This window comes from Paenibacillus sp. F024 (assembly GCF_057814255.1).
This window is the reverse complement of the sequence record NZ_JBVASZ010000015.1, coordinates 59,706-81,079: the sequence shown is the minus strand read 5'-3', so window position 1 is coordinate 81,079 and position 21,374 is coordinate 59,706. Positions and strand designations below refer to the sequence as shown.

Sequence of the window (21,374 nt, the reverse complement as noted above, 5' to 3'; positions counted from 1 at the left end):
TCCCCGTTGTCAACCGGATAAGCTGGTTATTCTTCATAAATCATTTTAACCGTCATCCCCCCGTCGATAACAAGGTTCTGTCCGGTAATAAAGCCGGCCCGGTCGTCGGCCAAATATAAGCATGCGGCAGCGATGTCTTGCGGCGTACCGACGCGTCCTACCGGGTGCTGCAGCCGGTCTCGTTCGGAATGAACCGGCTTCTGACGTTTCGACGCTTTCTGCCAATCGCCGACTTCGATCCACCCGGGACTAATCGCGTTCACGCGGATCCCATAAGGGCCCAGGCTGACGGCCATGGCATGGGTGAGAGCCAACAAGCCGCCCTTGGAGGCAGCGTAGCTTTCCGTATCGGCTTCCGACATGAGCCCGCGGGTAGAGGCCATATTAAGAATAACACCGGAGCCCTGATGCTTCATGGCTCGGGCGGCATGCTGCGAGCATGAGAACGCTCCGCGCAAATTGATACCGAGCACGCGATCGAAAGACGACAGCGGCAGGTCCAGCATGGATCCGCCGATGCCGATCCCCGCGTTGTTGACAAGCACATCCACACGGCCAAGCTCTTCAAGCACGACCTTAAACCAATGCTCAATATCCGCTTCCTTGGATACATCGACGGGAACAAACAGAGCGTTGCCGCCCAGCTCGCGAATTTCCGCGACGAGCTCAGCCCCTGCCTCCTGATCCGCGTCCGCTACGGTAATCTCATAACCGGCTTTGAAAAATTCAAGGGCAACCGCTTTACCGATTCCCTGCGCTCCGCCTGTAACGGCTGCTACCTTACGCATGAACCTACCTCCTGATTGGTTACAAACCATTGCTTTTTTTTGAGTATATCGAATACTATAGGGGTAGTACAAGATTAACCTGAAGATCGATGGGAGGTCCAGTTCATGAACCCTGAACAGCCTGAACAGCCAAAGCCGCAGCGAGCCTCCCGTGAAATGACGTACCGTGACGGACGAAAGCGGAAAACCATCACAGCCAAAAATCAGCTTCCTGCCTTCCCGGCAGACGCAGAGAGAGCGCTTTCTTCACCCGGACCCGCTTGGAGGCCCTGGGGACTACTGTGGCGTGAAGCGCCCGTTCCCGGAGGCAGCTTAAAAGCTTCCGTCGTCATTCTTCCTGCGGTGCTGTTTGCTCTGTTTGTGTGGATGACCTATGAGTTGAGCCGCTATACCTTTTAGTACCCGATAACTTACACGCGAGGTGTTGCAACTATGATGACGCTGCTAGCCCTGCTCGGCGGTGCGTTGGGACTTGCCGTAACGGGCTCGGCCGTACTGCTGGCCTGGTCGGTGTATGCCGGAGCACGGGTCCAAAAGGGGCAGCAAGACGGGAAAGAAACCGAACCTCCGAAGCCCCCCTCCGGCTGGCTCCAAGAGAGCGCCCCGCAATTGTTGAAATGGACTTATTTCGATTATGCGCTGCTTGTTTTGTTTATGATCGGCAGTATGTTTTTGTTCACGGATCTGATCGCCGTACTGCGGGATGCGGATCAATACCCGCCGTACCATTTTGCATACCTGCTGTGCGGATTCGTATTCACCCTGTCCGGAATGCTGATGCTGGTCGTCCGTTTGGCGCTGACATTATCGTTAGTGCGGACGGATCGGAGGAGCCTTGCGCCACATCATCATGACCATCCAGGCCATGCTGAACATGCCGAGTAAAGGATAAAGCGATGAGATCAGCGCTTTAAAGCCAATCTGGCTGACCCCATAGCTGAGAAGAAGAACGACAGGAACGATCGTCTTGTAGGATAAGCGTATCCGTTGTTCGATTTGAAGGCATAGACCGTAAACATCGGCGAGAAAGGTAGTGAAAATTTCCCCGTATATGATAAGTACAAACAAGAGGGGAAGAAGCGAGCCCAGACCATGGATCAGCTGCCCCATAGGAATATCGTAGCTCATGATACCCGGCATCTGCGAGGAGAGGGCGAAATGTCCTGCAATCAACATTAGGCCGATGCTGATCCCGCCCCATAATCCGCCCCAAAACAATATGGTACGGTCATGGATTTGAGCGCCAAGAGGGACTAATACCGCTTGGGCCATGGTCAAATTAAAGGCTGCGTACAAAAAAGGAGCAAACCAAATACGCTGCGTAGAGTAGCCGGTATCCAGCAGCAGCCAGTTGGCCGACCCCGGCGTGTTCACTGCGTTCCACACCACGAAGCAGCTGAATATCACCATTAGCGGTACAACGATGGAGTTAACGGCCATAATGGCGTCCATTCCCTTGATCAAAAGAACATAGGACAGAAGCAGTGTAAACAATAATCCGGTTTGGTACGGCAAATTCAGATGCTCGGAAAAGACGGAGCCGGCCCCGGCGAGCATAACGGTGGATACGCCAAACAAAGAAATCAAGGTGAAGAGGCTGACCAGGCTTCCGATGCGTTCTCCAAAAAGTAGCTTGTTCAAATCCTCGTATGATTTGGCTCCTACAACGTTTGCAAACAGCATCAGCTTGATCCCGAGCCATACGAACAGGAGGCTCGTGATCCCGATGGTCAGTGTCGCCATCCAGCCGTAACGGGTAAAAAACTGCACGATTTCCTGCCCGGTGGCAAATCCTGCACCGACAACGGTGCCGACATAGGTAAAGCTGACCTGCAGGATGCTTCCCCATTTTCTCATGTTGTGTGTTTAACCCCCTTCAACGGCTTGGCTACTATATAACGTATGAAAACCGGTCAAGCCTCATGACTTTTTATTGTCAGGGGACGATACGGAAGGTTCTTCTTGGGTAAATGCTTGTCATCTGATACAATAAGGTAGACTAGCATGGGATTCGACAATTTTTGCGCTGGAGCGTGTCAAGGTGGAGCATCTTTTACAATTAATTGATCACTATGGTTATTTTGCTCTGTACGGTTTATTGGCACTGGGAATCGTCGGTATTCCCGTTCCCGATGAAATATTAATGACGACGGTCGGTTCGCTTACCGCAGCCGACGAGCCGCTGCTGTCCTTTGGCGTTACCCTCGTGGTCAGCTTCTGTGGAGCGATGACGGGGATGATTGTAAGCTACATTCTGGGAAGAACGGTTGGAAAGCCTTTCCTTTACAAATATGGAAAATGGGTCAAGTTAACGCCTGAACGGCTGAATACGGCGGAAATTTGGTTCAAAAAATACGGCATGTGGGCCGTTGCCTTCGGATATTACGTGCCCGGTGTTCGCCATTTTACCTGTTATTGGGCAGGGGTCAGTAATGTTGGGATTTGGCGTTACCTGCTTTTTGCGGGGACCGGCGGGCTGATCTGGGTCACTTCTTTCCTAACGCTCGGACATGTCATCGGTAGGAACGCACCGCAAATCCTGGAGGCGGCGCATCATTATTTGGGGTTGCCTGTAATCATTGTTATTATTGTCGTTTGTATTGGCGGCTATTTCTATTGGAGGCACCGCAGGAGGGCGCTGTACGGTTCAAAATAAGTTCCGTACATCTATGGATATCCGCAAAAATAGCCCGCACGGTCATTCAACCGCACGGGCTATTCTTAATAATAAATCATTTTTCATTTCACGTATCTTTAAAAAGAACTCCGAATTATTCCGCAAATAATTTGATGGAATTCACCGTTTGCGTTTTGGGATCAATGTCCAGCTTCAGCATGGCGCCGTTAGCTTTATAAGTAAGCACATAGCTGGTGTTCACATCCGGCTTGCCGAGCGCTTTAGTCGCGTTGGCCACGGGATCTCCCAGCTTCAGGCCGCCCAGGCCGGGATTGACATCTGCGCTTCTGACATCGATAAAGTGCAATTCGTTCTTGCTATTGAAGCCCAGCAGGAAGTCGGTATAGTCATATACGGTCATCGGATCGGCATCTTCCTCCATGACGAACTGCTCTTTTGGCTGACCGATTCTGCTCACCACTTCCTCGGGGCTTATCTTCAGCATGAAGCCGAGGAGCGTCGGATTGGCCACCGTGTAGGGCGATTCGATATGTATCTTATGCTTGGTACCGTTTCCGGCTTTTGGACTGCCGTTCTCTACCTTGTTGTCGTTATCTGCACTGGCCAGAGCGACTTGCTCGCTGGCAGCTTCAGGTGGTGACAAGACCGGCGGAGCGCCTGCAGACGGGTCAGTCCCAGGTGCTGTCTGTGGTAACAAATCTTCATCACCCGGTGTCGGTGTAACAGAGACGACGGACTCTTGTCCGTTTCCTTTCGGGGTCTCGTCCGGTCCTGCTTGATCCTTTTTGCATCCTGCAGTCATTAGCGCAATCACTATCATAACGGACAAGAATCCGATGAAACTTAGCTTTTTATTCATCACGAACTTCCTTTCCGTGTAACATTACACCATTCAGCCTTACTAATCATACTCTTTCATTGTCGGCTTCACAAAGATCAAAAAACCTCAAATCCGGCCGAATTGCATAAAAAACAATCGTTAGCATTTTCAAAGCTTCATTTTCGTTCTGCCAGACCATCTTTCTTCCTTGTATAACCTTATAGACGAAGGAGCAATCCAAAAAGTTGCATAAATTTATGCAAATCACTAAAAGATGATACTTGAAACCTAGATTACCGTTATGATAAGTTATCCAAATAGAGGTTTAGAGACGGAGGCGTGGAGAAATGGAAAAATTGAAGCAAAAAATAAGAGAAGTGGGCGTTGTTTTATCCGATGAGGTTATTAAGCTGGACGCCATCCTGAATCATGCGGTCGATCCGGTTCTGACGACTGCGATGGGACAAGAGTTCGCCCGGTTGTTTCGGGAAGAGGGTGTGACGAAGATAGTGACGATCGAATCGTCCGGCATTCCGATCGCGTTTGCGGCTGCACAAGAATTGAACGTGCCGCTCGTATTTGCACGGAGGAAGAAAACGCTGAATACGGATACGGAAACGTACTGCGAGCGCGTGCCGTCGTTTACTAAAGGCTTTGTGACAGATATTATGGTGTCTAAAGAATTTTTAAATGAAAATGACCGGATTGTGCTCATAGACGATTTTATTGCCAACGGGGACGCGGCGCGAGGACTCATCCGCATTATCCAGCATTCCGGAGCTGCACTGGTGGGGGTCGGAATTGCTGTTGAGAAATCCTTTCAGGCCGGCGGCCGGACTATCCGCGAATCCGGCATTCGTGTGGAGTCTTTGGTGAAGATATCGTCGCTGTCTAACGGGGAGATTCAATTCGAATAACCGCTTTAGAAATATCTGCTATGATCTCGACTCGAACAGAAAGCCTTCCCTCCAAGAGCATTTTACTATATAATAATCAGTAAGCGTATTGATGAATATCGCTTTAAGCCAGTTCTTATGCAACTGACTAACTTGGGGAGGTGCTACTTGCATGGGGAAAGAAATTCCGTCCGATTTTTTCGTAACCAAATTAAGTGAGGCGAAAGTACACTTCGAACGTGCCCTTGATTGTAAACATACGGATTTTGACGATCTGTATCCCTATATGATTGAGCATCCTCAATTTTTTTGGTACAAACGGTATGTGGCTTGGTCTGAGCTGTTGACGATCGTTAAGCTTTGCAACGAACTCCAGATTGGATGGGAAGAGCAATTCTCACAGCAGCAGGTCGATTATATCAACAAGCGGGTTATGTCCAGCAAAGTGCTCGACTATTGGTTTGAAACCAACGACTCCAGAGAGCATGTCGGTTAATTATCGATTGATCATAATGCAGCATAGATAAGAACCTGACCGTTATCCAATGGCGGCACAGGTTCTTTTTTTGCGCCTTTCTCCTTCATGCTGCATCGTTGCCCAGGTTTATTGCATCCCCTAAATGGTGTATTCTTATATAAAAGGAGGGTTATCCATGATTTCCGATGAACAGCTCGATACCTATCGATTAGAGAATACCCTGCTCAGAGTGGTCCGCGATGCGGACAGTGCAAACGATGTAAAAGGCATTGTGGTCGCCTGGGACGACAAAACGGTAATGATTCGCAAACCGAACCGTCGTTTGGTCAAGCTGGACAGGCGCTACCACTATCAACTGTTTTCCGAGCCAAGGCTTTCCTTGTTCACGGTGGAGGAAGAATAATGACCGAAGTAAGCCGGGATTTGCACTATACATCCGTTCCGATGCAAGGTTTTCGTTTTGGCTCGGCTTGGCGCGGGGCGGAGAGCTTCTTCGTTGTGGAAAGCAAGATGCCTCTGCGTACCTTGAACTCTTCTATGTGGGGAGAGGGCTTCGGTAGGTCCCGACGATTGATGAACCGACAGGTGTCCAAGCATTATCATGCTGAAAACCCTTTGCTGGAGATGAACGGATTCTTATCGGCCAATGGAATTCCAACGGAAGGAACAGCAGCTTTAATGACGGCAGCGGATTTGCGTGATTATGGCTTTGAATGCCGTACATTGGAGCATGGAACCGTCGTATGCGCTTGGGTTACCGCAGGCTTGAGCAACAAGGCGAGAGCAGGAATGGAGCGTGACCCGGTCGCCTTGTTTTCGGGAGCGGGAACGATTAATATCATTGTGGCCATAGAGGCCGAGTTGACGGATGCCGCTTTTGTAAATACGGTGATTACAGCTACAGAAGCAAAGACCGCGGCACTCCAGGATTTGAATATCCGGCTGGAAGGAAGCGATAGGACGGCCACAGGCACAACAACGGACGCCGTGCTGATTGCGGCCACTCAGCGCGGAACTTCCTACCGGTATGCGGGTACGGCCACAGTCTTAGGTCATGCCGTCGGCCGGACGGTTTACGAGGCGACAAAGCATTCTGCGGAGCGTTACCTGCATCGGAACTAACGGCGTATGAGGAGGCTGCGCTTAGGGAATCTTAGCTTATGCAGAACAGAAGCGTTCCAAGGAGTGAGAGCCAATGCAGCCAAACAGGGAGGTAGAGGAGCCTATCCTTTTGGAGGAGCATTATCTTCTGAGGGTCCGAACATGCCCGGAAGGAGTCGAGGGTGACGTTCTTATGAGGGATTTGACGAGGCCCGGCCAAGCGACTCATTTGTTTGAAGCTCCCCGCCAGCAGACGCAAGAAGAGCTTAAAGCTTGGGCACAGCTGGCTCTGCGCGCTTACAGGGAAGGGTAAGTCCAGCAAAACAACGTAACAAAATAGAGGGCAGCTGTCACATCGCCATATTTCCGCATAGCCGTAAGCTGTATTTCCAACGATAACGCCAAAGATGCTTTGCCGTCCGCTGTCGGGGCTAGCGATATTTTAAGCGTATTGACGTTGACATCCGATATAAATTCGTGCTATATTACTCTTTGTCCGTTACAGAAGGAGTAATTATCGAGGCGCGAAATTTCGGTATTTCGTTGATTGTTCGATAAAAAGCAGTATACGGCGCAACGAGCTTTAAGCGGTGATAAAACGTATTAACAGCGTATTATCAACGTCAAACATGCGGTCATGGCGGAATTGGCAGACGCGCACGGTTCAGGTCCGTGTGGGCTAACCCCCCGTGGAGGTTCGAGTCCTCTTGACCGCATTGCCTTATCATTCAGGATGTCATGCGGTCGTGGCGGAATTGGCAGACGCGCTAGATTCAGGTTCTAGTGGTGTAACAGCCGTGGAGGTTCGAGTCCTCTCGTCCGCATCCAAAGAAATGAAAAATCAAGGGTTTGAGCCTCCGGGGTTCAAACCCTTGATTTTTTTAAACCCCTAAAAAAGAAGCCTTGTAAGCCCGCTGTAGAATTTCGTCTTTCTGCTGGCTGCCGCGTTATGGCTGATCATTCCTATGATTTTAAAGATGAAAGGCAAACAGGTGCTAAAAAGCGAGGAGGGTTAAGACGAGGAAACTCTCTGCTTCATTCATAGCGAAATTCGAGTATAATAGAAGAAAAAAGATTTGTGCAGAGGATACCACACTGCCGCAAATCGTGCAGCAAGGGGTAAAGAACGCTACATATGAACATCAGGCACGCAGTTACAGCGGATCTTCCAGCGATTCTGGAAATTTACAACGACGCGGTTCTTCAGACGGTGGCTACCTTTGATACGGTACCCCGAACGATGGAACAGCAGGAGCAGTGGTATGAGCAGCACGGGCCGTCTTACCCGGTCATTGTAGCTGAGGACAAGGGGCAGATTATCGGCTGGGCGTCGCTGAACCGGTATTCGGACAGGCTCGCCTATGCGCGGACGGCAGAGCTTTCTTTATACATTCGGGACGGATTCCGCGGGCAGGGGCTTGGCAAGACGATGCTGGAGGCTGTATTGGCGGAAGGAAGAGCAGCCGGACTGCATACGGTGCTCTCCCGTATTGTTGGAGACAACGACAGCAGCATCCATATTCATCGTTTGTTCGGATTTGATACGGTAGGCACCATGCGCGAAGTCGGCTATAAATTCGGCCGTCTCCTGGATGTGGTGCTGATGCAAAAGATGCTGTAGCGCAAGAAAACGGACTCCGGTCAAGGTACCGGGGTCCGCTTTGGCATTAGTGAAACTGTACGTCGATCCGGCGATGCGTTTGCTTCGGCGCTTTGGGCATCCGGACTTCGAGTATGCCGTTCCTGTATGATGCCGTGGTTCCTTCCTCCGTTACCTCTGCGGGCAAAGCGATAGACCGGTTAAAGCGTCCGGTGAAGCGTTCCTTGCGGTGAAACTGCTCTTCCTTTACTTCATCGAATCGGTTAATCGTCCCGGTAATGGTTAACATTTGAGGCTCGACATGAATGTCTACGTCTTCTTTTTTGTCCAGGCCGGCTATTTCACAGTGCGCGATCACCTCGTTTTCCGTTTCGTGAACGTCAATCCGCGGTGCGCCGAATTCCTGGTTAAATCCGAATGCGGCAGGCAGTCCCTCGTTAAAAAATTTGTCCATTTCTTTTTTTAAATGGTCGATTCGCCGGAAGGGCTCAAATGGAACTAATGCCATAGGATGATTCCTCCTGTTTTTTTATCATGAGCTTTACGATATCATTGTGAGCAAAAAAAGGCTTAATATGCGGATTATGATAAGGCAAGTTATGACAATGAACGCACCTGATTTGTCTATATACACGCTTGACTCGCATTTTGCGGGTCGATATAATGGAAGGTATGCAAAGGCTGGCAATTTTCGCATAATGCCCCGAATGGAGGCACCCCTTAAGGGGTGCTTTGTTGCATCAGGGGGTGCAATGGAATTGCCGCAGCGTTCAACGGTATGAAAGGAGCATGACTTGTCATGAATTATAAACAATGGCTTGCGGAACAGCTGGCCGACAGGCTCGAGGGCGTATCTCCGGAAACGCTGTCGGAGCTTATCGAATACCCGCCCAATCCGCAAATGGGAGATTTATCGCTGCCGTGCTTTAAGCTTAGCAAGCAGCTGAGAAAGGCGCCTCAGGCGATTGCAGAGGAACTAAAAGCAGGATGGAGCGGACATGCTTCCGTTACCCGCATTGATGCGGTTTCGGGGTATTTTAACGTATACCTGGATGCGGAGCAGTTCGCTTCGCAGGTTGTAAATGAGGTGCTGACCCAAGGCGGTCAATACGGTTCGCAGGATATCGGGCAAGGACGCAGCATCGTCATCGACTTCTCTTCGCCCAATATTGCCAAGACCTTTCACATCGGCCATTTGCGCTCAACGGTGATCGGCAATGCGCTTTACCGCATATTCAAATTCATGGGCTACAACAGCGTTGGTGTGAATCACTTGGGCGATTGGGGAACGCAGTTCGGCAAACTGATCGTCGCGTATAAGCTTTGGGGCAACCAAAACGCTGTTGAAGCGGACGGTATAGGCGAGCTGCAGAGGCTGTATGTGAAGTTCCACGATGAGGCGGACGTCAAACCGGAGCTGGAGGATGAGGCGCGCGGATGGTTCGTTAAACTGGAGCAGGGAGACGAAGAGGCGCTGAAGCTGTGGCGCTGGTTCGTGGACATCAGCTTGAAGGAATTTCAGAAAATGTACGACTTGCTCGGCGTAACGTTTGATTCTTATGCGGGCGAGAGCTTCTACAACGACAAGATGGCGGCCGTACTTGACGAGCTGAAAGCAAAGCAGCTGCTCGAGGAAGACGACGGGGCTCTCTTGGTCCGATTGGAAGACTATAATATGCCTCCTGCGTTAATGGTAAAGAAAGACGGCGGCACGCTGTATCATACGCGCGACGTTACAGCGGCGATTTATCGTAAAAACACCTATGACTTCGATAAGGCGATCTATGTTACGGATGCCGGGCAAAGTCTTCACTTCAAGCAGTGGTTCAAGGTGATCGAGCTGATGGGCTATGACTGGGCAAGCCGGCTTGTTCACGTGCCTTTCGGCAAAGTGAGCCTAGAGGGAGCCAAGCTCTCGACCCGCAAAGGCAATGTAATTAATTTGGAGGATCTTCTGACCAAGGCGATTGAGAAAACACGCGAAATCATCGACGAGAAGAACCCGAATATGGAAAACAAAGATGAGGTGGCACGTGAGGTTGGCGTAGGCGCTATTATTTTCAATGACCTCAGCAACAACCGGATTAAAGATATCGTGTTTTCCTGGGATGAGGCGCTTAACTTTGAAGGCGAAACCGGTCCTTACGTGCAGTACACGCATGCGCGGGCATGCAGCGTGCTGAGAAAAGCGGCAGAAAACGGCGCAGCCTCCGGTTCAAGTACAGGAGCCGCGGCACATCTGACGAATGCGGAAGCCCAAGCTGTATTGAGGGAGCTGTACCTGTTCAAGGAGCGGATCCAGCAGGCCGTGGATCGGTTGGAGCCGTCCATTATCAGCCGGTATTTGGTGGACTTGGCGCAAAGATTCAACCATTTCTACCACGAATGTCCAATTCTGAAGGTAGAAGACGCAGAGCTTCGCCAGGCTCGCCTGGACCTGGTGCGCTGTGTAAGCATTACATTAAAGAACGGCCTTTCCTTGATTGGACTGCAAGCGCCGGAGAAAATATAAACGAATCAAAACCCCGTCCTCCGGGACTGCATTGGCAGTCTTGGCCGACGGGTTTTTTGCATTACAATTCGTTAAACCGCTGCATGTTTGCCGCAGCCGCAGCTTGCCTATACTACAGGAAGGAGGCTGATCGAACCTTGGTAAAGAGTGATGAACTGGTCAAATATGTTACGCAGCAGGTCGTAAAATACATGGACACCCCTAAAGAGGTGCGTAAGCAGGTCCGTGCCGACAAAAAGGTAGGCAGAGAACCGTGGCAGTACCGCTGGTTCGGCATGCTCCCTTTTGTCCTGCGCATGTGGACGGAGCCGCTGCGGCGAAAACGCGGGACTAAATAGATCAAGACATAAAAGCAGCCACTTGCGAACCTCTCAGGGCCTGAGAGGTTTGTTTTACGTTCAATTCTACCAATACTTGCATGGCAAGTGACGGATCCCTTATTACCGGGAGCTTTAATCGCAACGGCATCGAGGGTCCCCATCGGGGTCAGTAATATTGTAAATTAAATCGCTTTATAAATCGTCGGTATAATGACCTTTGTCACTAACCTCCTGCCTTGTCCGCGACACTGCTCATGCTTGTTTACTGGATCAAATGGGTCTATATATAAAAAAAGGAAAAGCTTCTTAGCTCCTTGGCGGCGATACCACAAATGTCATGCCGCCCTTGGAGAAGGAAGCTTTTCTATATAGGAAGAGAGGAGAAAAACCGTTAGGGATAAAAACCGCCGAGCGGATTGAACACATGGAAGGGCAAAAAGCGGTCGTCGTCCTGACGGACCCCCACGAAGCTCTCGCCTCCGGACCAAGTCTGGTAACCGGTTATGGGCAGCGGCACGTGGACATGTCCTCCATAAAGCTCGGCTGCGAATACAGGCTTATGCCCTTGATCAATCCACTGCAGCAGCAGCTCGAAGCGAACAAGCGTCTCCGCATGGCCTTGAACCCAGGGAAGCCGTTCATAGGCGTCGGCCGGTTCGGTTTGGCCGGCTGCTATTATTGTATGCAAGGAATCTGTGTGTGTGAACGGGAACGGTTTCACCAATATGCCTGTTTCGAGCTTGGGCAGCTGACTGTCGTTGTCCAGAGGCAGCTCCTCGCCGGTCTTTGCATCGATATAGAAAACCCGACCCGCTTGCGGTACCGTTACTTTCCAAAGCGCTTCAAGGGGATTGTAATATATACGTTCCAAGTGATAAGGAGATTCGATGATTTCAAGCTGTACCAGGCTGCGGTACAGCGTCCGCATACTGAAAAGAGGGTGCTTGCCATTGCCGTATTCGATCAACCGGTAGCTTTCCTGCCCGGAAGCCTGAATAACCAGGTAGCCTGCTTCCTGCCCGTCCACCGTAACAATAACAATCCATCCGTGTGTTCCAGGCCCGAGCGGATAGGATATCCACGCGCCTTGTTTCCACTGCTCGAATCCTTGCTGGGAAGCGAGTTCCTGGATGAACCGATTCACTGCCTTTTGAATGGAGGGGGCCGAAAGATCGCTTTGTTCGGCCGGCTGCACCTTCAGCGTCTGAGCCGCAGGCTCCTTGAACGCTTCCTGTACGGCGTGAACGGGCCTTAAATCGAATGACACCGCCGCAAGCAGGCTTGTACTAAGGAGCAGTGACGTCAGAGCGAATGAAAGCTTTTTCATCTAATCCAACCACCTGCTTTGCTTGGGAGTTGTTGCTTTAGGCAGTGTGCGCTCACATAGGCGAATATACTCTATACTATAAATCATATGCAATGAAAAGTTTGTTAGAACCTGTAGCCTTGTCTTAGTAAAATTCCCCGTAAAATTCGTTTTGTTCGGGGAGGTTCGTCATCCGTTTGTCGGCTTTAGGGCCGGAAAGTGAAACAAACCGCAATTTATGGCGGATATTTGAATGCGCGGGCGGTACTGCCACTCCACTTCCTGCAGACGGCCGGCATACTGCGCCTCCATCTCCGCCTTGCTGTTCTCACCGGCCTCCTTGAGCAGAGGCTCATAATAAGCACGTACCCTGTTGATTTCATCCTTGAGCCGCAGCTGAGCCTCCTCTGCCCATCGATGGTCATATTCAGCCAGTTTCTTTTCCAAGTAATCCTCAAGATAAATGACTGCCCGTGCAAGCGTAATCCGGTCCGGTGTTATGTAGACATGCGCAGGAAGCCGCGGAGTCAGCCTCTTGTCGGTCAGCCGATCATGAAAATGCTCGACCAATTCGCCGGTTTGCAGCTGGATTCCCAAGGAATGGATCTCACTGCGTTTCATATCGCAGGCCAGCTCGACCTTATAGTTGACGCCTAACCATGTCTCGTAGGGGACGGTAGCCGTTTGTTTAGGCTGCTCCGGCGTGTGCTGCTCGAACAGCCGTACGAACCGGCCTTTGCTCAGAACGGCGGTGAAAATCTGTTCGAGCCTACGGCTGCCGTAGGTGAGCTCATCACGAGGGACACGTGCAGTGAAGGCTGTAGGCACGAAGCCGAAGTAGCGGCCGAGGATGCTGTCGCCTTGAGGCTGCGGCGTACCGGGAGGAGCTGCAGGCTGCACTGCCTGAGCGCCCTGCGGCGGATGCAGCATTCGATAGGTCTCGGGATCGAAGATAAATGTGCAGGTCATGGTTTCCGGTACGGCCCCGGTGCGTTCCACAAAGCTCCAATAATATGGCCGCTGCGTTAAATCCTTGTCAGCGGAAGGAGACAGCTTGACGGTAACGTAAGCAGGATGCTTTTCAAGTACGTCACACTGCTCTGCTTCCAAATAGCGCAAAACGTAGGATCTGATTTCCTCAGCGTTCATGCTTATGGCTGTACCTCCCCGCCGCCGTATTGTTGTATGCTAACCGTGTGCAGGGAGGAATTGACCAGATTCTGAAGTCCTGCCGCTTCATTCATTTCTTGTTCCATTTCTGTTTTCAGTTGTGTGAACGACCGTCCGAGATCATCGAGCTGCCTATGAATTTCGTCCCTGCTTTTGGAGGTAAGGATCATTTTGGCCAGGTGCGACTCCAAAGACGTGTTTTTCTCGAAGCGTTCCAAAATCGTATCCAGCTGACCGATAACCAGCTCAAACATGTTAATTTTCTCATGCAGCAGGGACAGGATGTGCTCCTCAATCGTTCCGAGCGTCGACAAATTGTAAATTTTGACGTCTTCCTTCTGGCCGAGCCGGTGTACACGGCCGATCCTTTGCTCGACCCGCATGGGATTCCACGGTAAATCAAAATTGATCATATGGTGGCAGAATTGAAGGTTGATTCCTTCGCCGCCGGCCTCTGTGGCAATCAGCACCTGGGCCCGGCCCCTGAACAAGTCCATCATCCAATCCTTCTTACCCCGGTTCATGCCTCCGCGATAGGGCACAGCCTGAATTTTATGCTCCTTCAAATACTGCAGCAGGTATTCTTGGGATGCGCGGTATTCTGTGAAAATGATCGTTTTGTCGTTAATGGATTGGATGAGCTCCAATACCTTTTCGGCTTTGGTATTCGCTTTGATGCTGCGGATTTTCTCTACAAGCTCCCATATTCTTGAGCGCAGAGGGGAGTCTTCTGCGGTTTTTTTGAACATGTTGACCAGAGTAATAAAAACGGCATCCCGGCTTGAGCATACTTCTCGCTGTAATGTGACCAGAGAAAGCATGCTGCCTATATCGCCGCCGGTTTCCTCATATCGCGTTTTGACGAAATCGGTAACCCCATCGTAAAGCGCTTGCTCCTCCTCTGAAAGCTGGAGCGGAATATTGCGGACAATTCGTTTGGTAAAGCTTACGTTGCCGTCGCTGCGGCGGTTGCGGATCATGACCTTGCTCAGCTCCTGCTGGAGCTGGTCTTCATTCTTGGGGATTCGTTTATCGACGACAAAATTGGCCTGAAAGCTGCCTTGTCCGCCAAGCTGACCTGGCTTCAGCAGGGTAATCAGATTGTACAGCTCTTTAAGGTCGTTCTGTACCGGAGTCGCCGTCAGCAGAAGGCAGTATTTTTTGCGCAGCTCGTTGATAAAACGGTAGTTGGTCGTTTTTTTATTTTTCAGCTTGTGCGCTTCATCGACGATCAGCATATCATACTCCAGTCCAACCACGATGTCCCGGTGGGGGTCGCGCTTGGCGGTATCCATCGAGGCGACGACGATATCGTTTTGCACCCACATGTACTCTTTCTTTTGAGCTACGGCGGGGATACCGAACTTTTGATTCAGCTCCCGAACCCATTGCAGCACCAAGGAAGCGGGTACGAGTATAAGCACTTTTCGGACCAGGCCCCGGATCATGTATTCCTTGAGAATGAGACCCGCCTCAATGGTTTTGCCAAGTCCTACTTCATCGGCAAGAATAGCCCGTCCCCGCATTTCGGTCAGCACTTTTTTGGCGGTCCCGATTTGATGCTCCATCGGAACGAGGCTCGGCAGATGGGCCAGGCATTGAAGCTCGTCGAAGCTGCGGATGAGTCCGGCCTGCTCGGCCTCGAGTGCGAGCCGGTACATGACCGGATCATCCCAAGGACCGTTGCGCATGGACCGTTCGTGCAGTTGCTCGAACCATTCCCTGTCGTAATGGAGCTCCACATGCTCATTGAGCTTCCGTACGTGCTCTTTTCGCTCGGTTGGTTGCATTTTCACGCGCTCCTTTTCCAGTGATTCGGAAATGCATAGCCAAGGCTGCGCCTCTAAATCACTGAATATTCTTGACTAACACCCGCGACCTTTATGGATGGAACACACGGTTTTACTCGTCAGACTCGCCTAAAGTTAATTTTTAGTATGTACAACTTAGGGGCTTTCAAACCATGCAGTAATGTTTTATGATGAGGGAATAGCCTTCAGAAGACGGCGATTTAACGTGAATACGCAACGATATGCGCCGTGAACAGGACAGGCTTGGCAACGTACAGTAAAGGAATGGTGAAATAGATGAAGAACGAATGGCGGTTTATCCGTTCGGGTTTCGGCACGCCGGATTACAATATGGCAGTGGATGAGGCGATTCTGACGGCACATAGCGAAGGGTTGGTTCCTCCGACCGTGAGGTTTTACGGCTGGAACCCTCCAACGCTGTCGGTAGGTTTTTTTCAAAAGGCTGCAAGCGAGGTGAATTTTGACGCTCTGGAGCAGGAGGGTATCGGCTTTGTCCGGAGAGCGACCGGGGGCCGTGCCGTGCTTCACGATAAGGAGCTGACATACAGTATGATCGTATCGGAGAGCTATCCCGGCATTCCGCGGAGCGTCACCGAGGCGTATCGTGTGCTTAGTGAAGGACTGCTGCTAGGGTTTCGCAAGCTGGGGCTGTCGGCGGAGATGGTTCAGCTGGAGAACGAAGAAGAGAAAGAAAAATACGCATCTATGGGTTCGGCAGCCTGCTTCGACTCTCCGTCCTGGTATGAGCTTGTGGTAGAGGGAAGGAAGGTGGCCGGGAGCGCGCAAACCCGACAGAAGGGGGTAGTGCTTCAGCACGGATCGATCCTTCTGGACCTTGATGCGGATCAGCTGTTCAGACTGCTGCGTTTTTCTAACGAGCGCGTGATGGAGCGGATGAAGCAGCAATTTTTAAAGAAGGCGGTTGCGATTAATGAAGTGCGCGGTCAAGCCGAGCTGCCCAGAGTGGAGTTGGGCGAGGTAGAGGAAGCATTCCACGCGGGCATTGAAGAAGGATTAGGGATTCGGCTGGTCCCTTCGGAGCTGACGGACCATGAGCAGGAGCTTGTCGAACGGTTAATGGTGGAGAAATACGGTAATTCCGAGTGGAACCTTCGGAGATAATGATCTCCGGGGTTTTTTTTCGTTTGGGGAGGGCGCTATGGAAGGACCGGCATCAAGCCCGCCGGCCTCAGGCATTGACGGATCGCAGATTTAATATCATCACTCCCGCAATGATCAGCAAAACTCCAAGTACGGTGGTTGAGGTCAGTTTTTCTTTCCAAACTAGAAAGCCGATGAGAGCCGTTGCCGCTGTTCCGACTCCTGACCATATGGCATAAGCGATGCCCAGAGGAATTTGCTGTAAGGATAGGGATAAAGAATAGAAGGCGATTGAAAAGCTGATGATGACGCCTATACTGGGAAATACTTTGGTAAAGCCTGCCGATGCCTTCAGCATGGATGTGCCGAACAGTTCAAAAACAATCGCCAAGGTTAAAAATAAATAAGCTTTCAAGGCTGCTCCCCCTTCGTTAAGTCTGCCCATTCAACCACAACCCGTCAGCGGCAAGTCCGAATATCGCGGCGGGTACAGCTTCGATCCCGATGGGTTCCAACGCCATCAAATCCGGCGGCAGGAAGACCGGAGATAGGTATCTTTCGGTCCTGTGCTGTCGTGAAGCAGGTCTCCGGCTTGGCAATCCGGCAGCCAAAGGCTGACTACATGGAAATTGTCTTTTCAAACTCGTGCTGCAGCTTGCGGGTAACCGGTCCGGGATTGCCATTGGCGACAGGGGTCCCGTCTACGGATATGACAGGAGTCACTTCAACGGTTGTACCCGTAATGAATGCTTCATCGGCGGTGCGTAGCTCGTCCAATGTAAATGGAGATTCCTTCACGGACAATCCGAGTCCCCGGGACAGGCGAAGTACAACCGCGCGGGTGATGCCGTGCAGAATCAGATGGTCGGCAGGATGCGTAATGACGGCACCGTCCTTGACAATCATGATATTGGACGCGCTGCATTCCGTTACGGTGCCGTTACGATGCAGGATGACATCACCGGCTCCCAGGTCCACCGCATGCTGCTTAGCCATGACGTTAGGGAGCAGATTCAGGGTTTTCAGATCGCAGCGGAGCCAACGGATATCGTCCATCGTTACAGCGGCGATGCCTTCTTTCATGGTGTTCAGCGGACGACGCATTTCGGTAGTGTAGGCCATCAAGATCGGCTTGCTGTCCTCAGGAAACGGATGAGAACGCGGTGCGGCTCCCCGAGTCACTTGCATGTACACTGTGCCCTCGGTCAAGCTGTTGATATCCATCAGCTCTTCCAGACGTGCTGCTATCACATCGGATGGTGAGGGCAGCGGAATTCTCAGCGCCGAGGCACTTTTCTCCCAGCGCTCAAAATGAGCCGCCGCTTCATACAGTTTTCCGTTATAAACGCGAAAAACCTCATAGACCCCATCGCCAAAATAATAACCGCGGTCTTCCGGAGAAATCCGCAGGTCTTCTTTTGAGACAAACCGGTCCTGATACAAATACGTCTTAGACATAGCGTGAGCCTCCTGTAAAATAATAACAAGAACATATGTTTGTGTAAATGCTGCAGACATGATACATTAATTCCAGACTAGCAATCCGCCGAAGAATTGTCAAAACCGCTTTGCGTTGACCGGTTTATCGAATTTCTATCGCAATTGAAACAGAGCCTTTAGACCCTTTTTTAGCAAACAGATTTTGTATCTTTTGTCGAAAATGATGAGAATTTGAGAAACGAAAAAGAGAGCAATGTAGAGAAAAAGCAAGCTTTCTGCCAGCATGCTTGGACTAAATCGTTAATTTCGTTTTTTTGGTATTAGAAACACTATATATTGTATTGTATAATGGATTTCACATACCAGATATTGTGATTGATCTTTTGAATATATTTTCCGGGAGGTTGTTGTTTTGAAGACCATGCAGCAGACCAAATTGGAAGGGCTAAGCGAGAAGATTTTTCTGGATCGTTACGCGATGAAGAATGCGGACACCAGTCACACGAAAGTCGGCGATACCGTATTGGTGTTGACTAAGGACGATCCTAAATTTCCTGCGAAGGAAGTCGGCGAGGTCATCGAGCGTAACGGAATACAGGTTAAAGTCAAGCTGCGCAGCGGGGAGGTTTTCGAATCCTCTGTAGAAAAGCTTACATTAACCTTGGAAAAAACTCCTCAGCAAATGTGGGATCGCTTGGCCTCTGCCATGGCTTCTGTGGAAGAAACTCCGGAGAAACAAGCCGAATGGACCGAAAAGTTCCGATACATTCTGGAAGACTGGAAGCTTGTACCTGGAGGACGGATCGCCGCCGGCGCCGATGCCAGCGATGAACTGACGCTTTTTAACTGTTACGTGATTCCTTCTCCGCATGACAGCCGCGGAGGAATTATGGCCACGCTGTCCGAGATGACCGAGATTATGGCCCGGGGCGGCGGCGTAGGCATTAATTTGTCCTCTCTCCGTCCGCGCCGTTCCGTTGTCAAGGGAGTGAACGGTTCTTCCAGCGGCGCCGTTTCATGGGGCGGACTGTTCAGCTATACTACCGGCTTGATCGAGCAGGGGGGCAGCCGCCGCGGGGCGCTTATGCTGATGATGAACGATTGGCACCCTGACGTTCTAAATTTCATTACGGTCAAACAAACCATGGGGCAAATTACGAATGCCAATTTGTCCGTATGCGTCAGCAACGGTTTTATGAAAGCCGTAAAAGAAGATTTGGACTGGGAATTGGTGTACCCCGATACGACAGACCCTGAATACAATGAGATTTGGGACGGGGATCTGGAAAAATGGAAAAAGACGGGCAAGAACGTTATTCATTACCGCACGGTTAAGGCGCGCGACGTATGGCATACGATCATTGAATCCGCGTGGAAATCGGCGGAGCCAGGTGTCGTGTTTATGGAATATTACAACCAGATGTCCAACAGCTGGTATTTCAATCCGATCATTTGTACGAATCCTTGCGGTGAGCAGGGGCTTCCGGCTTGGGGCGTCTGCAACCTGTCGGCGATCAACCTATCCAAGTTTTACGACGAAGAAAACCATGATGTGGCTTGGGATGAACTGGCGACCGTGGTCCGTTATTCGACACGTTTTCTGGATAATGTGATTGACAAGACCCCTTATCATTTTGAAGAGAACCGGATCAATCAACAGGGTGAGCGCCGCATTGGTCTTGGTTCCATGGGTCTCGCCGAGCTGATGATCAAGCTGAATATCCGTTACGGCAGTCCCGAATCCCTGGAGTTTCTTGATAAGCTTTATGGCTTTATGGCGAAGGAAGCATACCTTGCTTCCGCCGATATTGCGGAAGAAAAAGGCTCCTTCAAGCATTTTGAGACGGAACCGTTCCTGCAAAGCGGCTTTATGAAGACGATGACCTCGGTTTATCCGGAGGTCGGCGCAGCCATTAAGAAGAAGGGGATGCGCAATGTAACGGTCATTACGCAGGCGCCTACCGGCAGTACGGGTACGATGGTCGGCACATCTACCGGAATCGAGCCTTACTTTGCGTTTGAATATTACCGTCAAAGCCGGTTAGGCTTCGACAAGCAGTATGTACCGATTGCGCAGCAGTGGAAGGATCAGCATCCGAACGAGGATCTGCCGGATTACTTCATCACCGCTATGGACCTGTCCGCAGAAGATCATATCCGTGTACAAGCCGCGATTCAGAAATGGGTGGACAGCTCCATCTCCAAGACGGCGAATTGCCCGGCCGACTTTACGGTAGAAGAAACAAAGCGCCTGTACGAGCTGGCATTTGACCTAGGCTGCAAAGGCGTAACCATTTACCGTGACGGAAGCCGCGACGTGCAGGTGCTCAGCACCGACAAGAAGGATGATAAGGCGGAGGAAGCGAAAGGAACGGAAGCGCAAGCCACAGCAGCCGCTCCGGCTGTCAATGCGAAGGAAGAAACTTCCTTGAACGGTCTTACTCAATCGCTGGCCGTAAATATCGACGCGAAGACGGAGCAGGTCTTTGACAAGCAGTACAAACGCCGTCCGCAAGCGCTCCGCGGCGCAACCTATAAATTCAATACGCCGTTTGGAATGGCGTATATTACGATTAACGATATGAACGGAAGCCCAAGCGAGATTTTCCTGAACGTGGGCAAGGCCGGTTCCGATGTATTCGCGATGTCTGAAGCGCTTGGCCGCGTTTGCTCCTTGTTCCTCCGTTACGGAGACCATGGCAACAAGGTGCAGCTGCTGATCAAGCACCTGAAAGGCATCGGCGGCTCCGGCGCCATCGGCTTCGGCGCCAACCGCGTCGAATCGATCGCCGACGCCGTCGCCCAAGCGCTTGAAATGCACGGCAATTTCTCCGACAGCGCGGAAGACTACGTCACCGCTACCCAGGAAGTCGTCCATGAGACAACAACCGCTCAATACGCAGTAACCCGCAGCGCAGCCACGTCCCTTGACCTGTGCCCATCCTGCGGCTCCGCTTCGCTGATCAACAGCGAGGGCTGCAAAAACTGCAGCAACTGCGGATATAGCAAGTGCAGCTGAAAAAAGGCCTTCGGGCCTTTTTTATTTGTTTTTTGTGATGAATCATTGAAGCTGCTAAAAGACCACAACTAATGATAATTTTGACTCATCGAAGGTGACAAACACCTTCATTATTCAGGTTAATGCATGAATACACTTATTTGAATAATTATGCAATATATCGTATTAATATCCGAACTTGCTTGTGATCTTGAAAAAGGGACTGTTTTTCCGTTGCAATATCACAAATTTGTAAGGGGATTCCATCCGGCTTGTATTTGTACTGAACATCGATGTAGGCTGATCAATTATTGTCCCCAATGTAAACGCAAAATATCATTGATGGAACTCGTGCAAAGCGGAAGATGCAATGTTTGCAAATGAAGACAGGAGCG

At 50.8% G+C, this 21,374-nt stretch carries 22 protein-coding genes and 2 tRNA genes; 15 read left to right on the top strand and 9 right to left on the bottom strand.

Going from position 1 to position 21,374, the window contains the following annotated elements:
- Positions 1 to 26: 26 nt before the first annotated feature.
- Positions 27 to 788 (bottom strand): glucose 1-dehydrogenase, encoded by a 762-nt coding sequence (locus ACZYR9_RS16595; protein ID WP_488979603.1) that lies wholly within the window; start codon positions 786 to 788, stop codon positions 27 to 29.
- Positions 789 to 893: 105 nt separating this feature from the next.
- Here ACZYR9_RS16595 and ACZYR9_RS16590 point away from each other — a divergent pair, with 105 nt between their 5' ends.
- Both ACZYR9_RS16590 and ACZYR9_RS16585 read left to right on the top strand, forming a co-directional pair.
- Positions 894 to 1,187 (top strand): hypothetical protein, encoded by a 294-nt coding sequence (locus ACZYR9_RS16590; protein WP_488979602.1) that lies wholly within the window; start codon positions 894 to 896, stop codon positions 1,185 to 1,187.
- Positions 1,188 to 1,220: 33 nt separating this feature from the next.
- The gene (locus ACZYR9_RS16585) at positions 1,221 to 1,673 is read left to right on the top strand and encodes a hypothetical protein (RefSeq protein ID WP_488979601.1); all 453 of its coding nucleotides are present in this window, start codon (positions 1,221 to 1,223) and stop codon (positions 1,671 to 1,673) included.
- On the opposite strand, the gene ACZYR9_RS16580 is transcribed toward ACZYR9_RS16585, so the two are convergent.
- Positions 1,599 to 2,645 carry a YkvI family membrane protein gene (locus ACZYR9_RS16580; protein WP_488979600.1) on the bottom strand — a complete coding sequence of 349 codons (1,047 nt, stop codon included), beginning with the start codon at positions 2,643 to 2,645 and terminating at the stop codon, positions 1,599 to 1,601. The two genes, ACZYR9_RS16585 and ACZYR9_RS16580, sit on opposite strands and share 75 nt — an antisense overlap.
- A 184-nt stretch (positions 2,646 to 2,829) precedes the next feature.
- Between ACZYR9_RS16580 and ACZYR9_RS16575 the strand changes: the two genes are divergently transcribed.
- Entirely contained in the window at positions 2,830 to 3,444 is a 615-nt protein-coding gene (locus tag ACZYR9_RS16575; RefSeq protein ID WP_488979599.1) for a DedA family protein, read from the top strand.
- A 115-nt stretch (positions 3,445 to 3,559) separates the two neighbouring features.
- On the opposite strand, the gene ACZYR9_RS16570 is transcribed toward ACZYR9_RS16575, so the two are convergent.
- A complete protein-coding gene (locus tag ACZYR9_RS16570) occupies positions 3,560 to 4,285 on the bottom strand; it encodes a DUF4309 domain-containing protein (RefSeq protein WP_488979598.1) in 726 nt (241 codons plus the stop codon).
- 308 nt (positions 4,286 to 4,593) lie between these two features.
- On the opposite strand from ACZYR9_RS16570, the gene ACZYR9_RS16565 reads away from it, so the two are divergent.
- The 8 genes from ACZYR9_RS16565 (at position 4,594) to ACZYR9_RS16530 (ending at position 8,342) form a co-directional block, all read left to right on the top strand.
- Positions 4,594 to 5,163: a xanthine phosphoribosyltransferase gene (locus ACZYR9_RS16565; protein WP_488979597.1), complete on the top strand. Its 570-nt coding sequence runs from the start codon at positions 4,594 to 4,596 to the stop codon at positions 5,161 to 5,163.
- A 151-nt stretch (positions 5,164 to 5,314) separates the two neighbouring features.
- Complete coding sequence (locus tag ACZYR9_RS16560; protein ID WP_488979596.1) at positions 5,315 to 5,638, top strand: hypothetical protein; 324 nt, start codon at positions 5,315 to 5,317, stop codon at positions 5,636 to 5,638.
- A 157-nt stretch (positions 5,639 to 5,795) separates the two neighbouring features.
- Complete coding sequence (locus ACZYR9_RS16555; protein ID WP_488979595.1) at positions 5,796 to 6,023, top strand: hypothetical protein; 228 nt, start codon at positions 5,796 to 5,798, stop codon at positions 6,021 to 6,023.
- Complete coding sequence (locus tag ACZYR9_RS16550; protein ID WP_488979594.1) at positions 6,023 to 6,742, top strand: adenosylcobinamide amidohydrolase; 720 nt, start codon at positions 6,023 to 6,025, stop codon at positions 6,740 to 6,742. The genes ACZYR9_RS16555 and ACZYR9_RS16550 overlap by 1 nt, the downstream gene beginning before the upstream one ends.
- 73 nt (positions 6,743 to 6,815) lie before the next feature.
- The gene (locus tag ACZYR9_RS16545) at positions 6,816 to 7,034 is read left to right on the top strand and encodes a hypothetical protein (protein WP_488979593.1); all 219 of its coding nucleotides are present in this window, start codon (positions 6,816 to 6,818) and stop codon (positions 7,032 to 7,034) included.
- A gap of 318 nt (positions 7,035 to 7,352) precedes the next feature.
- A tRNA-Leu gene (locus tag ACZYR9_RS16540) sits at positions 7,353 to 7,437 on the top strand.
- A gap of 24 nt (positions 7,438 to 7,461) precedes the next feature.
- Positions 7,462 to 7,545: transfer RNA gene (locus tag ACZYR9_RS16535), tRNA-Leu, on the top strand.
- Between the two features lie 311 nt (positions 7,546 to 7,856).
- Entirely contained in the window at positions 7,857 to 8,342 is a 486-nt protein-coding gene (locus tag ACZYR9_RS16530) for a GNAT family N-acetyltransferase (protein WP_488979592.1), read from the top strand.
- A 46-nt stretch (positions 8,343 to 8,388) separates the two neighbouring features.
- Here the strand turns inward: ACZYR9_RS16530 and ACZYR9_RS16525 are convergent, their stop codons facing one another.
- Entirely contained in the window at positions 8,389 to 8,829 is a 441-nt protein-coding gene (locus tag ACZYR9_RS16525; RefSeq protein WP_488979591.1) for an Hsp20/alpha crystallin family protein, read from the bottom strand.
- 291 nt (positions 8,830 to 9,120) lie between these two features.
- Here ACZYR9_RS16525 and argS point away from each other — a divergent pair, with 291 nt between their 5' ends.
- Positions 9,121 to 10,833, top strand: coding sequence for an arginine--tRNA ligase (gene argS / locus ACZYR9_RS16520; protein WP_488979590.1), 1,713 nt, complete (start codon positions 9,121 to 9,123; stop codon positions 10,831 to 10,833).
- 137 nt (positions 10,834 to 10,970) lie between these two features.
- On the top strand, positions 10,971 to 11,171 hold the full coding sequence (locus ACZYR9_RS16515) for a YqzE family protein (RefSeq protein ID WP_488979589.1): 201 nt from the start codon (positions 10,971 to 10,973) through the stop codon (positions 11,169 to 11,171).
- Between the two features lie 373 nt (positions 11,172 to 11,544).
- On the opposite strand, the gene ACZYR9_RS16510 is transcribed toward ACZYR9_RS16515, so the two are convergent.
- The 3 genes from ACZYR9_RS16510 to ACZYR9_RS16500 all read right to left on the bottom strand — a co-directional run bounded on the left by ACZYR9_RS16510 (position 11,545) and on the right by ACZYR9_RS16500 (position 15,419).
- Positions 11,545 to 12,480, bottom strand: a complete 936-nt coding sequence (locus ACZYR9_RS16510) for a hypothetical protein (protein WP_488979588.1) — start codon at positions 12,478 to 12,480, stop codon at positions 11,545 to 11,547.
- A 168-nt stretch (positions 12,481 to 12,648) separates the two neighbouring features.
- Positions 12,649 to 13,608, bottom strand: a complete 960-nt coding sequence (locus ACZYR9_RS16505; RefSeq protein WP_488979587.1) for a YqhG family protein — start codon at positions 13,606 to 13,608, stop codon at positions 12,649 to 12,651.
- 2 nt (positions 13,609 to 13,610) lie between these two features.
- Entirely contained in the window at positions 13,611 to 15,419 is a 1,809-nt protein-coding gene (locus tag ACZYR9_RS16500; protein WP_488979586.1) for a DEAD/DEAH box helicase, read from the bottom strand.
- 297 nt (positions 15,420 to 15,716) lie between these two features.
- Here ACZYR9_RS16500 and ACZYR9_RS16495 point away from each other — a divergent pair, with 297 nt between their 5' ends.
- Positions 15,717 to 16,562, top strand: coding sequence for a lipoate--protein ligase family protein (locus ACZYR9_RS16495; protein ID WP_488979585.1), 846 nt, complete (start codon positions 15,717 to 15,719; stop codon positions 16,560 to 16,562).
- 67 nt (positions 16,563 to 16,629) lie between these two features.
- Here the strand turns inward: ACZYR9_RS16495 and ACZYR9_RS16490 are convergent, their stop codons facing one another.
- Positions 16,630 to 16,956 (bottom strand): DMT family transporter, encoded by a 327-nt coding sequence (locus ACZYR9_RS16490; RefSeq protein WP_488979584.1) that lies wholly within the window; start codon positions 16,954 to 16,956, stop codon positions 16,630 to 16,632.
- 203 nt (positions 16,957 to 17,159) lie between these two features.
- Positions 17,160 to 17,999 (bottom strand): D-amino-acid transaminase, encoded by an 840-nt coding sequence (gene dat / locus ACZYR9_RS16485; RefSeq protein WP_488979583.1) that lies wholly within the window; start codon positions 17,997 to 17,999, stop codon positions 17,160 to 17,162.
- 394 nt (positions 18,000 to 18,393) lie between these two features.
- Between dat and ACZYR9_RS16480 the strand changes: the two genes are divergently transcribed.
- Positions 18,394 to 21,000, top strand: a complete 2,607-nt coding sequence (locus tag ACZYR9_RS16480; protein ID WP_488979582.1) for an adenosylcobalamin-dependent ribonucleoside-diphosphate reductase — start codon at positions 18,394 to 18,396, stop codon at positions 20,998 to 21,000.
- Positions 21,001 to 21,374: the final 374 nt, after the last annotated feature.